This window comes from Anaerostipes sp. AF04-45 (assembly GCF_003461725.1).
In the GTDB taxonomy this organism is placed as follows: domain Bacteria; phylum Bacillota; class Clostridia; order Lachnospirales; family Lachnospiraceae; genus Anaerostipes; species Anaerostipes caccae.
This window is the reverse complement of the sequence record NZ_QTXQ01000002.1, coordinates 165,882-180,418: the sequence shown is the minus strand read 5'-3', so window position 1 is coordinate 180,418 and position 14,537 is coordinate 165,882. Positions and strand designations below refer to the sequence as shown.

Here is a 14,537-nt window from a genome sequence, read left to right as displayed (position 1 = left end):
GCTGTATGGGGTTCATTTTATTTTCCGGTAATGCATGATGACCACCAGAAGAGTGCTTGCCATCAGTCCCCAGAGATATCCGTTAATCCCTACCAGCGGGACCACAAATACGATAAAAGCGATCCTGAGCAGGAGGGAGACGGAATTGTTAAACAGCGTGGTTTTGGTCTTCCCAAGGCCGTTTAAAATACTGGACAGAGTTCCGGAAAGATAAAGCACCGGACACAAAAAGGAGAGCATCCTTAAGAACATGCCTGCCTCTTTGCTGTGGAATACGATCAGTCCGATCGACGGCCCCAGAGTAAAAAATAAAAAGAAGCTTACGATCCCCAGCAGAAAGCAAAAGGAAAGGGAGTATTTGGTGGCCCTATGTAATGTGCGGTAATCCTGTTCCGCTGTCGCGGCTGACACTTTCGGAAGAAGCATCACCGAGATAGAGTTGGTGATGCTGGACGGAAAGTTGATAAAAGGAATCGCCATTCCGGTCAGGATTCCATATACCTCTACCGAATAGTGTTGGTTGCAGTAAAACCTGGTCAGCATCAGCGGGATCAGAATGTTTTCCAGACTCTGCAGCAGTGTGATGGAGAGAGAGTTGCAGGTCAGAGGAAAACTTAATGAGAGCAGGCTGCCAAAAAGCTTTCTGGAAGAAGCCGCAGGCAGCCCGCTGCTTTGCCGTTTTGTCTTTAAAAGGTGATAAATGACAGTGTAAAGGCAGGAAGCCATTTCCCCGGCTACCATGCCGAGTACTGCAATTAACGCGGGTGTCTCAAGCTTTAAAAAGAAGGTGACAGAGACTGCATAAATGCCCAATATCCGGGAAATCTGCTCAATGCAAAGAGAGACGGACGGGAGGCCGGGTTTGCCGAGACCGATGTGGTAACTATGGATACATGCTTTTACACCCACAAACGGCATAGCAAAGACAGCGGCTTTGAGGCAGGGGATGCAGTCTTTTTCGTGGAGAAATTTCATGCAGAGCTCGTCGGCAAAGAAATAAAAGAAACAGGCACAGATCACAGAGAGCAGGATCGTGACGGCTAAAGTGATCTTCAGTATTTTTCTGCAGTTTTCCGGACGGCCTTTAGCCATCTGGGCGGCGACGATCTGAGACAGGGCAGTCTCATATCCGTGAAAACAGAGGGCAAAACCCACCAGGTAAATAGGAAAAATTAATTGATAGACTCCCATCTGGTGGGCACCAATTAATCCAGCCAGAAATATTCTATTATAGAATCCAATAAATCTGGAAAAAATATTAGCGGCTGTTAAAATTAATGTACCTTGTACAAAAGGGCTGGATTTTTTCATAAGAACTCCCCGATTGATATTGTTCTATTGTATGTCAAGAAATACGCGGTTATGATTGGGATTGTGTTGACATCGGAAGTCCCAGGTGATAACATAGCAGTGTGATATCCGACTATTTTGGTCGGGATTGGAGTGGTGAGATGAAATTATCAACAAAAGGAAGATACGGCCTTCGTGCGATCGTAGATATTGCAGTGTTCGGGGAGAAGGAACCTGCGGCTGTCAGCGCGATATCAGAGCGGCAGGATATATCCATTCGGTATCTGGAGCAGCTTCTTTCCAAGTTAAAGAAGGCGGGGCTTGTAAAAAGCATCCGGGGAGCCCAGGGAGGATATGTTCTGGCGGGAAATGCAGAAGATATTTCAGTCGGAGACGTGCTGAGGGCACTGGAAGGCGATCTGACGCCGGTAGACTGTACAGAACTTACCGATACAGAGGAAACATGCAGCGGCTCTAAGTACTGCGTGACAAAAACTGTGTGGAAAAGGATCAATGACAGCATTGCCAAAACAGTGGATTCTATTTATTTAGATGAGCTGGCGGACGAGGCAAGAGCTGTCCAGCAGGGGAAACCGGCGGAACGAAATTGTGAAAGATAGGAGAAGTTATGGAAAAGATCATATATTTAGACCATGCGGCAACAACACCGGCGAGACCGGAAGTAGTAGAAGCGATGATGCCATATTTTACGGAGAAATTCTGGAATCCGTCCAGCGTCTATTCACCGGCTGCTGAGGCGAAAAAGGCAGTCAATGAAGTAAGGGACAGGATTGCCGAATCTCTGGGCACACAAAGCCAGGATATTTATTTTACGGCCGGCGGCTCTGAGGCGGACAACTGGGCCATCAAGGAGACTGCCGAAGCCTATGCCTCAAAGGGAAAACATATCATTACAAGCAAGATCGAGCACCATGCGGTTCTTCACACCTGCCAGTATCTGGAGAGAAACGGTTATGAGGTGACCTATCTGGATGTGGATGAGAACGGATATATTAAGCTGGATCAGTTAAAAGCGGCGATTCGCCCGGATACGATTCTGATCACTGTCATGTTTGCCAACAATGAGATAGGAACGATCCAGCCGGTGAAAGAGATCGGAGCGATTGCAAAAGAACACGGCGTTCTGTTCCATACAGATGCGGTACAGGCATACGGACAGGTACCGATCAATGTAGATGAGATGAATATTGATATGCTGAGTGCCAGCGGCCATAAGCTGAACGGACCGAAGGGAATCGGATTTATGTATATCCGCAAAGGACTGAAACTTCGCTCATTTATCCACGGAGGAGCGCAGGAGCGTAAGCGCCGGGCCGGAACAGAGAATGTGACAGGCATTGTGGGATTCGGAAAGGCCGTTGAGATCGCTTTTGAGACAATGGAGGAGAGAACTGCCAAGGAACAGGAGCTGAGGGATTATGCGGTCCGCAGGATTCTGGCAGAGATCCCGTACTGCCGCTTAAACGGAGGAAGAGACAAAAGGCTTCCCAACAATATTAATATCAGTTTTCAGTTTATTGAGGGCGAATCCCTTCTGATCATGCTCGATATGGCAGGAATCTGTGCTTCCAGCGGATCAGCCTGCACGTCCGGTTCACTGGACCCGTCACATGTACTGTTAGCCATTGGACTTCCTCACGAGATTGCACATGGATCTCTCAGGATGACTCTGGGGGAAGAAACAACCAAAGAGGATATGGATTTTGTTGTGGAGAAATTAAAAGAGATCGTAGATAAGCTGCGAAAAATGTCTCCGCTGTATGAAGATTTTGTAAAGAAACATTAAACGGGTTTTTTGCCTGATTTATATTTAGAAGAAAAACAGGAGGTACTGTTATGTATAGTGAAAAAGTTATGGATCATTTTGAGCATCCGAGAAACGTAGGAGAGATTGAGGGCGCCAGCGGCGTGGGTACTGTCGGAAACGCCAAGTGCGGAGACATCATGCGCATTTATTTTGATATCGACGATAACCAGATTATTCAGGATGTAAAATTTAAGACGTTCGGCTGCGGAGCCGCAGTTGCCACCAGCAGCATGGCAACGGAACTGGTCAAAGGAAAATCCGTGCAGGAAGCACTGGAAGTTACAAACAAGGCGGTAATGGAAGCTCTCGACGGTCTTCCGCCGGTCAAAGTGCACTGTTCTCTTCTGGCAGAGGAAGCAATCCATGCAGCCCTCTGGGATTATGCACAGAAAAACGGCATCAAGATCGAAGGCCTTGAGAAACCGAAATCCGATATTGGAGAAGAGGAAGTGGAAGAAGAGTACTAGGAGGCATCCGTGAAAGAGAAAGTAGTTGTAGGCATGTCAGGAGGGGTGGATTCCTCCGTGGCAGCCTATTTATTGAAGGAACAGGGATATGAAGTGATCGGTGTTACCATGCAGATCTGGCAGGATGAAGAACAGGAACTTCTGGAAGAAAACGGAGGATGCTGCGGCCTGTCAGCTGTGGATGATGCCAGGAGAGTGGCCCAGGCGCTCGATATTCCCTATTATGTCATGAATTTTAAACAGGATTTCAAGGAACATGTCATTGATTATTTTATAGACGAATATCTGGACGGAAGAACTCCGAATCCCTGTATTGCATGCAACCGCTATGTTAAATGGGAATCTCTGCTGAAAAGATCTCTGGATATCGGCGCCGATTATATTGCAACCGGACATTATGCCAGGATTGAAAAGCTTTCCAACGGACGATATGCGCTGAAGCGTTCGGCGACTCCCGAGAAGGATCAGACCTATGCTCTTTATAACCTGACACAGAACCAGCTGTCTAAGACACTGATGCCCGTGGGGGAATACACGAAAGATGAAATACGGGAAATAGCAGAGAAGATACATCTGCCGGTGGCCCACAAGCCGGACAGCCAGGACATCTGTTTTGTAGACGGCAGCTACGGAGATTTTATCGAAGAAACTACGGGACAGAAGATCCGGCCGGGTAATTTTGTGGATATGGATGGGAATATCCTCGGCACTCACAAGGGCATTGTATGTTATACTGTGGGACAGAGAAGAGGACTGGGTCTTTCCCTGAAGCAGCCGGGATATGTTGTACGGATAGATAAAGAGAGAAATGAAGTGGTGATCGGGAGCAATGAGGATCTTATGACGGATACCCTCTATGGAGACCATGTAAATTTGATGTCTGTATCCTCCATCGAAGACGGTATGAGATTTCAGGCGAAAGTCCGCTATAACCACAGAGGGGCCCTGTGCACAGTGAGCATGGACGGAAAAGACAGGATAAAAGTCCTGTTTGACGAACCTCAGAGAGCAGTGACTCCGGGACAGGCGGTAGTGTTTTATGACGGCGATTATGTGGCAGGGGGAGCTACGATCCTATAATTCCGATGGGAGCTTGATTGATTATGAGTGTATATTATCTTTTGTCATATTTTTTTATTTATGGATTTCTCGGCTGGTGCAGTGAAGTGGCATTTGCCGCATTTAAGCAGAGAAAATTTGTAAACCGGGGGTTTTTAAACGGGCCTATCTGTCCGGTTTACGGATTCGGCGTTGGATTTGTGGTATCTTTGCTGATGCCGTATAAGTCCAATGTTTTTTTCATGTATATTGCCTCTGTCATAGCCGTATCTTCCATCGAGTGGATCACGGGCTTTGCGCTGGAAAAGATTTTTCACAGCAGATGGTGGGATTATTCGGACCAGCCGTTTAATTTAAACGGATATATCTGTCTTCCGTTTTCACTGATCTGGGGTGCTGCCTGTATGCTCATCGTCTATGTGGTTCATCCTATGATTACGAAATTTGTGGGACTCATACCGGGTCTCTTCGGCAGCTTCCTGCTCCTTATGCTTTTGGCCGGCATGGCAGCCGATCTCTGGGTAACAGCGGCGGGTATCTTCAAGATGAATCAAAGGCTGCGCAAAATGAGCGAGATCGCAGAAGAACTGCATAATATGTCAGAGCAGCTGGGTGAAAATATTTATCTCGGTGTCATGTCTGCCGTAGAAAAGCAGGAAGAGACGAAAAAGAAGCTGGATGAGGCCGGCCAGGAACTGGCGGAAAAGAGAAATGCCGTATCGGAAGGCCTGAAAGAACGGAAAGATACGATCAGCGGCGAACTGGAGCAGAGGATCGAAGATCTGAAAAGCCGGTATCAGGAGATTGCGGAGAAGAAAAGCCAAACCAGCAGGAGACTTTTGAATGCGTTTCCTTCCTTTAATTCTGAGAGATACAAAGAGGCGCTGGATGAGCTGAAAAAGCGAATGAAGATAAAATAAAAGAAGATCTGTAAACCTCTCAGTGGGATTACAGATCTTCTTTTATAAAATGATACCTTAGGTCAGTTTAAAATTATCGCGGTCTGCGAGAATGCAGCGGATGATGTAGGCAATGCCATCTTTTGTGTTGGCACGGGTCTGATAGACACAGATATTTTTGATGGCTTCTGTGGCATTTGCCATAGCAACGGAATGAATTCCCGGAATGGAGAGCATGGAATAGTCATTTTCGCTGTCTCCGATGGCAACGATCTCATCCGGAACCAGCCCTTTCCGCTTTGCATAGTCCATCAGGCCGATCCCTTTCTGGGCTTCTGAGGAGGTAATCTCAATATCCGTAGGTGCCGTGGATACTACGGCAAGTCCCGGGATTTGTTCTAATTCTGCCCGCAGTCTTAACAGCGCTTCGGGATCTGTTGACTGGGAAATGAACTTTAAAACCCGGTGTTCGCTGTCAAACAGTCCGGCTTCACCTTCTACATAGGTAACCTGGCTGATTAAATCTTCAAATTCTTCATCTGTATATACAAAGTCGGGATGATTGATCTGCATGGATGGAATCATGACTTCTTTCGTATATTTTTTTAGTTCCTCTCTGGAAAGCAGAGAAATACGGCCCATCTGGGAAAATGGCGTCGGAACCAGGCTGGATTTGTGAAATACCCCGAGGATCTGTTTTACTGTATCTGCCGGAATGGAATGCTCAAACAGCAGGTTTCCTTCTTTATCATAACCGCAGGAGCCGTTGCTGCAGATCATATCGCATTCAAGGCCTGCTTTTCCTAAAATATCTGTCACATTCTGGTATTCCCGTCCTGTGTTGATGATAAACTCGACGCCGCTGTCCTGGAGTGTACGGATCGCATCGATATTGACCTGAGTGATCTGGCGGTAGCTGTCCAGCAGTGTTCCGTCCATGTCGGATGAAATTAATTTTATCATATAGAACCTCCTTCATATTCGTAATATTATACTATCATAAAAGCAAAAAGAAGGACATAGTTTCACAAATCTTTAAGATTTTCTTGCTTTTTATTTTACATAACGTGTGCTATAATACTAAAAGTTGTGCTGGAATGGATTCCGGCATTTGTATGTGTTTTAGAAAACAAAGGAGTCAATATGCTAAATTTTATTCGGGGATTTTGTATGGCATTAGCCGACAGTGTGCCGGGGGTATCCGGCGGGACCGTGGCTTTTCTGCTCGGTTTTTATGACCGTTTTATCTCATCCCTAGACGATTTAATTACAGGAAATAAACAAAAAAAGATAGAGGCAGTGAAGTTCCTGCTGCGTATCGGGGTTGGCTGGGTCGTTGGCTTTGGGGCAGCGGTTTCTGTGCTGGCCAGTATTTTCAGTGACAGAATTTATGAAATCAGTTCCCTGTTTTTAGGACTTATCATTTTTGCCATACCGATCATTTGGTCTGAGGAAAAGGACTGTCTGAAAGGTAAATACGGCAACGCTCTGTTTGCCCTGATCGGAATTGTCATGGTGGCAGCAATCACCTATTTTAACCCGGCATCGGGAAAAGGCATGAATGTAAGTGTGGAACATTTAAATCTGGGACTGGGAATCTATATTTTCCTCGTGGCCATGGTTGCTATTTCGGCTATGGTGCTGCCTGGAATTTCAGGTTCTACCATGCTTTTAATCTTCGGGCTGTATGTGCCGGTCATTTCAGCTGTGAAAGAAGCTATGCATTTTAACACGGCTTATTTTCCGGTAATCCTGATCTTTGGCTGCGGCATCCTGTGCGGGATTGCGTCAGTCGTTAAGCTGATCCGCACCTGTCTTGAAAAGTTCCGGTCACAGATGGTCTATTTCATCATCGGAATGATGATCGGATCCCTGTATGCTATCGTCATGGGACCGACCACGCTGGAAGTTCCGAAACCAGCACTGACAGCGGGAAGTTTCAGTATCCTGTTTTTTATCATCGGCGGTGTTATTATCTTTGGACTGCAGAAACTGAAGGCTATGTCTGACAGACAGGAGGCAGCGGCCGGAGTATCTGAGGCAGAATAGAAAAATCATGTAAGCGAAAGAGATATCAGTATTTTCAGTGCTGATGTCTTTTTTTTCACAATTTTATCATAATCCTGTGGTAAACTATACATAGTGAATTGGAATATAACCGCAGGAGGAACCTTGATGAATGATCTTAAAATATTAGTAGTAGACGATGAGAGCAGGATGCGCAAATTGGTAAAGGATTTCTTAAACAGGGCAGGATATCAGGTGCTGGAGGCAGGAGATGGGGAAGAGGCAGTGGATGTGTTCTTTTCCACCAAAGGAATCGATCTGCTCGTTTTAGACGTGATGATGCCCCGGATGGACGGATGGGAAGTCGTAAGGGAAATACGGAAAGTTTCCGAAGTGCCGATTATCATGCTGACGGCCAAAGATCAGGAAAACGATGAGCTTCAGGGCTTTGACCTGGGAGTGGATGAGTATATTTCGAAGCCTTTCAGTCCGAAGATTTTAGTGGCAAGGATCGAAGCCATTTTAAGGAGGACCAGACAGCAGGACGGAGAAGTGCTGAAAGCCGGCGGGATTGTTCTGGATGAAGCAGCCCATATGGTCACCATAGATGATAAAAGTATTGATCTGAGTTTTAAAGAATTTGAACTTCTGTCCTACTTCATGAAGAATGAGGGAAGGGCACTTACAAGGGAAAACATATTGAATCAGGTGTGGAATTATGATTATTTCGGAGACGCCAGGACCATTGATACCCATGTAAAAAAACTCAGAAATAAAATGGGAAGCAAAGGAGCCTATATCCGCACGATATGGGGAATGGGCTACAAGTTCGAGGTGCAGGAGTAAGTGAAAGAAAAAATACTGAAGAATCAATCCATCAAAGTGAAAATGACGATGGTGCTGATCGTGATCATGGCATCCACCATACTTCTGTCTATCTGTATTAACATCCTGATGATCGAACCATACTATGTGTTTAAGGAAAAAAAGAATATCACACAGGTTTATGACTCGATCAATCATCTGCTCAATACAAAAGGTGCCGATAATAATTCTTATAAGATATCAAAGATTGTCAGAGAATATAATTACCGGATGCTGATCGTCAACAATGAAAACGGACAGGTCGTATATTCTTCTGAGGGCAAACAGGGATTGATGTACAATGATATGATCAGCACGCTGGAGGATATGAGAAAGATCAAGAGGCAGATCAGTGAAAAAGGATATGCCGTAGTGAGCGGGTCCGACAAGGAATCTACCGGGACCAGCATTAATCTTCTCGGATATTTTGACAACGGCTACGCCGTGGTGATCAACACTCCGATGGAAAGTATACAGACCAGTGCGGTGCTGTCCGGGAGATTTACCGCCTACGTGGGTGCTCTTTTGATTGTAGCCGGGGGAATCGCCATGTATATTTACAGCAAGCAGTTTACAAAGCCCATTGAAGAAATGGCTGCCGCCGCGAACCGGATGAGCAATCTGGATTTTGATGTGAAGGTCATAGACTGCGGTGAAGATGAGCTGGGGCATCTCGGTGAGAGTTTAAATGAACTCTCATCAAAGCTTGAGTATACGATCTCAGAGCTGAAAACTGCAAATAATGAGCTGCGCCAGGACATTGAGCAGAAGGTCCAGATTGACGAGATGAGGACTGAATTTTTATCCCATGTCTCTCATGAATTAAAAACACCGATCGCCCTGATCCAGGGATACGCAGAAGGGCTGAAAGACAACGTCTCAGCAGATGAGGAGAGCCGTGAGTTTTACTGTGACGTGATCGCGGATGAAGCAAAGAAGATGAACCGGATGGTCCAAAAACTGCTGACATTAAACCAGATCGAGTTCGGCAACCACCAGGTCAGCATGGAACGGTTTAATATCCAGGAACTGATTCAGAATATGCTTTCTGCCAATACAATCTTCTTCCAGAAAGAAAATATTACAGTTGAGTTTCATGAACCTCCCACCTATGTATGGGCCGATGAGTTTATGATAGAGGAAGTGTTCGGAAACTATCTGAGCAATGCCAGAAACCATGTCTTAAAAAACGGAAGGATTGCTATTTCCTTTCAGCGGATAGAGAATGATCTCAGGGTGACTGTTTTTAACTCCGGAAGCCACATACCGGAGGAAGATCTGGATAAGCTCTGGGTGAAATTTTACAAAGTAGATAAGGCAAGAACGAGAGAATATGGAGGCAGCGGCATCGGACTGTCTATCGTAGCCGCAACCATGAAGGCCCACGGCAAGCAATATGGAGTAAACAATGTGGAGGGCGGAGTAGAATTTTACTTCGATGTGGATTGTGCAAATGCCTGAAGATGTGATAAAATAGTGAATAATTCACATGAAGGCAAAGGAGCGGCATATGTTAAAGGATTATGTTAGCAGGATACAGGACGCAGATTTGGTTTTGGTCGGCATTGGACCGGAACTTAGCGCATATGAGTTAATAGATTTTAAAACAGAGATACAAAATGAGCATTACCAGAAGCTCTTAAGGATGGATGAAGAGGACAAAGATGTCATCTGGATGCGGCAGGCGTATGAACGTCATTATTTGCTGAACCACTCCCAGGTTTCTTATTTTAAGAAGTTGGAGGAAGTATTAGATCAAAAGGATTATTTTGTGATTACGAGCAACAATGACGGTCTCATTTTCCATTCTGGTCTGGACAAAAATCGTCTGACTGCACCGTGCGGAAGCGGAGACTTTTTTCAGTGTAAAGGGCCGTGCAGTGAGCAGCTGTATCCGGCGGATCTTGGTCTTGAAGATTTGATCCGGCACTATGAGACGACAGGGAAGATTGAGCATCTGGAGTGTCCAAAGTGCGGCGCTCCATTAGTCTATAATATACGTACAGAGGATACGAAGAGTACGTATATAGAAGGAGCTTATCTGAACAGCTGGGCTGCGTATACAAAATGGCTTCAGACTACGCTGAACAAGAAACTTTTTATTCTGGAGCTGGGAGAAGGTTTTGGAGTGCCGGGCCTGTTTCGGTGGCCGTTTGAGAAAATGGCTTTTTATAATGAGAAAGCCTATATGGTAAGGGTTAACCGCACTTTATATCAGATAGGTGAGGAACTGAAGGGAAAAGCAGATGCAGTAAAGATGGACAGCAAAGATTTTCTTGAAATTGAGAGGTAGGATATGGTAGCGATTATTGACTATGATGCAGGAAATATCAGAAGCGTTGAAAAAGCAGTCCAGTTTCTGGGCGAAAAAGCGGTGATCACGAGAGACAAGGAACAGATCCTGGGAAGCAGTCATGTCATCCTTCCGGGAGTAGGGGCTTTCGGAGATGCTATGGGAAAGCTTCGGCAGTACGGCCTTGAGGAGACGATCCACCAGGTGGCAGAGCGTGGAATCCCATTCTTAGGGATCTGCCTCGGGCAGCAGATCATGTTTGAAAAGAGTGAAGAAGCGCCGGGAGTCGAGGGATTGGGGCTTTTAAAAGGGGAGATCTTAAAGATCCCGAAAAAAGACGGGTTAAAGATTCCTCATATGGGATGGAATAACTTAAAGATCAAAGAAGGAGCCAGACTGTTTAAAGGTGTGCCGGAAGATTCTTATGTATACTTTGTTCATTCTTATTATCTGAAAGCTTCGGAACCGGACATTGTTGCGGCAACCACAGAGTATTCGGAGGTGATCCATGCCTCTGTGGAAAAAGGCAATGTGTTTGCGTGTCAGTTTCATCCGGAGAAAAGCAGCACGGTAGGACTTCAGATTTTAAAGAATTTTATTTCACTGTAGGAGGAAAAGGACATGCATACAAAACGAATCATTCCATGTTTGGACGTACATAACGGCCGTGTAGTAAAAGGGGTCAACTTCGTAAATCTGATCGATGCGGGAGATCCGGTTGCCATCGGTGCGGCCTATGACAAGGCTGGAGCTGATGAGCTGGTGTTTCTGGATATTACGGCATCTTCTGATGCGAGAAATATTATGATCGATATGGTGAGGAAAGTAGCAGAGACGGTCTTTATTCCGTTTACAGTGGGCGGAGGAATCCGAACGGTAGAGGATTTCAGGGCGATCCTCAGAGAAGGGGCAGATAAAATTTCCATCAATTCCTCTGCTATTAACACCCCGGACCTGATCAGCGACGCGGCAGATAAATTCGGCAGCCAGTGCGTGGTCGTAGCAATCGATGCAAAACGCCGGGAAGACGGCACCGGATGGAACGTTTATAAAAACGGAGGAAGGATCGATGTAGGATTGGATGCGGTTTCCTGGGCAGCGGAAGCAGAGCGCCGCGGCGCCGGAGAAATTCTTCTGACAAGTATGGACTGCGATGGTACAAAGGCAGGGTATGACAATGAGCTGACAAGGGCCATTGCGGAAGCCGTGGACATTCCTGTGATTGCATCCGGCGGTGCGGGAACAAAGGAACATTTTTATGACACTCTCACAGAAGGAAAAGCAGATGCGGCTTTGGCGGCATCCCTGTTTCACTTTAAAGAGCTGGAGATTATGGATCTGAAGCATTATCTGGCGGACAGAGGACTCAGCGTGCGCCGTTGAATGCACTGAAACAATGAGAAAGGTGTGGGTATGAAGAGAATTTTTTATTTGACGGCAATTCTCATTCTGAGTGCAGGCGTACTGCAGGGGTGTTCTGCTAAAAAGCAGAAAAGCCAGGTCAAAGTGACAAGCAGGCAGGACGATATCAGCCAGGTCAGCAAAGCGCAGAAGATTGAAATCGTATCCTGCAGGGATCGGAAAACGATTGCTGTGCTGAAGAATAAAGATGATATCCGAAAGCTCATCGGTGAACTGAAGATTGATGAGTGGAAAAGTGTGAGAGAAATACCGGCAGAGGAGAAAGCCGCATACCGGTGTCTTTTGTATCAGGCAGAGACGAAGAAACTCAATGAGGATTCAAAGGGCGGCATGGTGAAGATGGGGTCTTTAACCTTTTACAAAGACAGTGCCTATTCATCGGTGAATATTTTGGGCCTTCAGCTGAAGTTTAAAATAACGGCAGATGCAGAGAGTATCCTTGAGAACTTTTCACATGCAGATAAGCCCCTCAAAGAGTGAGGGGCCTGAGAACTTTGTTCCGGTTTAATATTCTTTTCTCGTGAAGATCTTACAGGAGATACAGTAAGAGACAGATATAATGATCAGGATCAGAGGAATGAGCAGATATTTGCCGCTTCCTGTGAAAAAGTCGGCGATGGACTGAAGACGCAGAGTCGTGTTCATCAGTGTTTTACCCAATAATACTATAAAAATAGAAATTCCTGCAAATATACCGAATATGACAAACCGTCCCTTTTCCGTTCCGAATCGGTAAGCGATGGGATACATCAGAGACATCAAAACGGATGCTGTGAAGAAACCTGCGAAGGCTGTGAGAAAAACCTCTTTGCCGGGTACGGACAGATCCTTTACGGTAATGACTGCGAATGACAATGCGGTTCCTAAAATTGTACCAAAGGCCAAAAGGCAAGTGGAAACGATATATTTGCTCCGGACACTGTCTTTTGAATCTATGGGAAGCGTTAATGAGTAGGCATCCCAGTGATAATAGTCATCGTAGCTTATGAGCGTAAAGCACAGGATGGAAAACATACATGGCAGAGACACAGCAAGGAAAGAGTAATTTTCGTTGATCAGCGAAAGGCCTGAAAATATTGCTGTGATCAGCAGCAGATTTTTTAAGTAAGACTGCATCAGCAGCACATCTTTTTTTATTAATCCTATCATAATTCTTCCCCCTTTATATATAAAAGCATTAAATTTTCGATTGTAATTTTCTCAATGACCGCATCACGGTAAGTCCTGCGGATAACATGCCGGTCGCTCACCAGCACCTCATAGTTATAGCGGTTTTTGCGGTAGCGGATGACATCGGATGGTTCCAGCCGCTCAAACTGTTGCTGGTCACATTTTAAAATTCCGTAACTGTCAAGGACTTTATCACGGGTTTCAAAGAAAATCATATGTCCATTGTCAATAAAGGCCAGGTAGTCCGCAATATGCTCCAGATCACTTGTGATGTGGGTGGAAAGCAGAATACTGCACTCTTCATCTAAAATAAAATCCTGAAAAATATCTAGGATTTCATTTCTCACAACAGGGTCCAGGCCGCTGGTCGGCTCATCGAGGATCAGGAGTTTCGGGTGGTGGGAGAGAGCAGTCAGTATCTCCAGCTTTTTCTGCATACCTTTGGACAGTTCCTTGATCTTTTTGGAGGGATCAATGCCGAACCGCTCCAGATAATCGTAAAACAGAGCTGTGTCCCACTTGTCATAGATTCCTTTCATGACAGTGTCAATGGCCTGAACCTTTAAAAGTTCCATAAAGAAGCTGCCGTCCAGGACAACGCCGATGTCCTTTTTGATCTCTTTCATAGAAGTTTGGGTGTCTTTGCCGAAGATCAGGACTTCGCCTTCTTCCGGATGGATCAAGCCCAGCATTCCTTTGATCAGAGTTGTTTTTCCAGCTCCGTTTTCACCGATCAGACCTACGATGGAGCCCTTCGGTACGCAAAGATCCACACGGTCCAGCCGGAAAGCGGGATATGTTTTTGTCATTTGCCTGACTTCTATATTATTTTCCATGATCGATACCCTCCTCATAAAGGCAGGAAAGAATATCTTCCAATTCTTCCTGTTCAATTCCATAAGATACTGCCATATGTACGGCGTTCACAAGATGCTCCTCAATCTTTCTTAAAACTTCCTCTTTCAGAAGTTCTGTGCTTTTTGCTTTTACAAAACATCCCTTTCCGGGGATGGTTTCTATGAAACCTTCTTTTTCCAGTTCTTCATAAGCACGTTTTGTTGTGATGACACTGATCCTCAAATCCTTGGCAAGAGAACGGATGGATGGGAGAAGTTCACCCCCGGACAGTTCTCCGGAGAGGATCTTTTCTTTAAAGCTTTCCGCTATCTGTTCATAAATTGGAAGATCACTCTGGTTACTGATAATAATATTCACATAATTCCCTCCTAACTGTATAT

The 14,537-nt window shown here is 45.5% G+C and carries 17 protein-coding genes; 12 read left to right on the top strand and 5 right to left on the bottom strand.

The features are described 5' to 3' along the window. Window positions 1–12: 12 nt before the first annotated feature. Complete coding sequence (locus DWV34_RS03740; protein WP_006565904.1) at window positions 13–1,311, bottom strand: polysaccharide biosynthesis protein; 1,299 nt, start codon at window positions 1,309–1,311, stop codon at window positions 13–15. A 140-nt stretch (window positions 1,312–1,451) separates the two neighbouring features. Between DWV34_RS03740 and DWV34_RS03735 the strand changes: the two genes are divergently transcribed. Genes DWV34_RS03735 through DWV34_RS03715 form a run of 5 tightly spaced genes read left to right on the top strand, consistent with a single transcriptional unit; the run spans window position 1,452 to window position 5,564 of the window. Further along, window positions 1,452–1,910 (top strand): RrF2 family transcriptional regulator, encoded by a 459-nt coding sequence (locus DWV34_RS03735; protein WP_022260803.1) that lies wholly within the window; start codon window positions 1,452–1,454, stop codon window positions 1,908–1,910. An 8-nt stretch (window positions 1,911–1,918) separates the two neighbouring features. Beyond that, window positions 1,919–3,097 (top strand): cysteine desulfurase NifS, encoded by a 1,179-nt coding sequence (gene nifS / locus DWV34_RS03730; RefSeq protein WP_009290464.1) that lies wholly within the window; start codon window positions 1,919–1,921, stop codon window positions 3,095–3,097. Between the two features lie 50 nt (window positions 3,098–3,147). After that, window positions 3,148–3,585, top strand: a complete 438-nt coding sequence (nifU, locus tag DWV34_RS03725) for a Fe-S cluster assembly scaffold protein NifU (RefSeq protein ID WP_006565901.1) — start codon at window positions 3,148–3,150, stop codon at window positions 3,583–3,585. Window positions 3,586–3,594: 9 nt separating this feature from the next. Beyond that, window positions 3,595–4,665 (top strand): tRNA 2-thiouridine(34) synthase MnmA, encoded by a 1,071-nt coding sequence (gene mnmA / locus DWV34_RS03720; RefSeq protein WP_118475509.1) that lies wholly within the window; start codon window positions 3,595–3,597, stop codon window positions 4,663–4,665. Window positions 4,666–4,688: 23 nt separating this feature from the next. Further along, window positions 4,689–5,564 carry a putative ABC transporter permease gene (locus tag DWV34_RS03715; RefSeq protein ID WP_118475507.1) on the top strand — a complete coding sequence of 292 codons (876 nt, stop codon included), beginning with the start codon at window positions 4,689–4,691 and terminating at the stop codon, window positions 5,562–5,564. 57 nt (window positions 5,565–5,621) lie between these two features. Here the strand turns inward: DWV34_RS03715 and DWV34_RS03710 are convergent, their stop codons facing one another. Then, window positions 5,622–6,506, bottom strand: coding sequence for a Cof-type HAD-IIB family hydrolase (locus DWV34_RS03710; RefSeq protein ID WP_006565898.1), 885 nt, complete (start codon window positions 6,504–6,506; stop codon window positions 5,622–5,624). A gap of 180 nt (window positions 6,507–6,686) precedes the next feature. Here DWV34_RS03710 and DWV34_RS03705 point away from each other — a divergent pair, with 180 nt between their 5' ends. From DWV34_RS03705 to DWV34_RS03675, 7 genes are all read left to right on the top strand, one after another. Next, on the top strand, window positions 6,687–7,592 hold the full coding sequence (locus tag DWV34_RS03705; RefSeq protein WP_022260801.1) for a DUF368 domain-containing protein: 906 nt from the start codon (window positions 6,687–6,689) through the stop codon (window positions 7,590–7,592). A 126-nt stretch (window positions 7,593–7,718) separates the two neighbouring features. Beyond that, the gene (locus DWV34_RS03700; protein WP_006565896.1) at window positions 7,719–8,396 is read left to right on the top strand and encodes a response regulator transcription factor; all 678 of its coding nucleotides are present in this window, start codon (window positions 7,719–7,721) and stop codon (window positions 8,394–8,396) included. Then, window positions 8,397–9,875: a sensor histidine kinase gene (locus DWV34_RS03695; RefSeq protein ID WP_006565895.1), complete on the top strand. Its 1,479-nt coding sequence runs from the start codon at window positions 8,397–8,399 to the stop codon at window positions 9,873–9,875. It abuts the gene before it with no gap. 49 nt (window positions 9,876–9,924) lie between these two features. Further along, window positions 9,925–10,707, top strand: coding sequence for a hypothetical protein (locus DWV34_RS03690; protein ID WP_009290468.1), 783 nt, complete (start codon window positions 9,925–9,927; stop codon window positions 10,705–10,707). A 3-nt stretch (window positions 10,708–10,710) separates the two neighbouring features. Then, window positions 10,711–11,316 carry an imidazole glycerol phosphate synthase subunit HisH gene (gene hisH, locus DWV34_RS03685; RefSeq protein ID WP_022260800.1) on the top strand — a complete coding sequence of 202 codons (606 nt, stop codon included), beginning with the start codon at window positions 10,711–10,713 and terminating at the stop codon, window positions 11,314–11,316. A gap of 12 nt (window positions 11,317–11,328) precedes the next feature. Continuing rightward, complete coding sequence (gene hisF / locus DWV34_RS03680) at window positions 11,329–12,090, top strand: imidazole glycerol phosphate synthase subunit HisF (RefSeq protein ID WP_006565892.1); 762 nt, start codon at window positions 11,329–11,331, stop codon at window positions 12,088–12,090. Between the two features lie 30 nt (window positions 12,091–12,120). Next, window positions 12,121–12,609 carry a hypothetical protein gene (locus tag DWV34_RS03675; protein WP_009290471.1) on the top strand — a complete coding sequence of 163 codons (489 nt, stop codon included), beginning with the start codon at window positions 12,121–12,123 and terminating at the stop codon, window positions 12,607–12,609. 24 nt (window positions 12,610–12,633) lie between these two features. Here DWV34_RS03675 and DWV34_RS03670 read toward each other — a convergent pair whose 3' ends face one another. From DWV34_RS03670 to DWV34_RS03660, 3 genes are read right to left on the bottom strand one after another with little or no spacing between them, the layout of a single operon-like run. Then, the gene (locus DWV34_RS03670) at window positions 12,634–13,278 is read right to left on the bottom strand and encodes an ABC-2 transporter permease (RefSeq protein ID WP_009290472.1); all 645 of its coding nucleotides are present in this window, start codon (window positions 13,276–13,278) and stop codon (window positions 12,634–12,636) included. Next, a complete protein-coding gene (locus DWV34_RS03665; protein WP_009290473.1) occupies window positions 13,275–14,135 on the bottom strand; it encodes an ABC transporter ATP-binding protein in 861 nt (286 codons plus the stop codon). Before DWV34_RS03665 ends, DWV34_RS03670 begins: the two co-directional genes overlap by 4 nt. Then, complete coding sequence (locus tag DWV34_RS03660; protein ID WP_006565888.1) at window positions 14,125–14,514, bottom strand: GntR family transcriptional regulator; 390 nt, start codon at window positions 14,512–14,514, stop codon at window positions 14,125–14,127. The genes DWV34_RS03665 and DWV34_RS03660 overlap by 11 nt, the downstream gene beginning before the upstream one ends. Window positions 14,515–14,537: the final 23 nt, after the last annotated feature.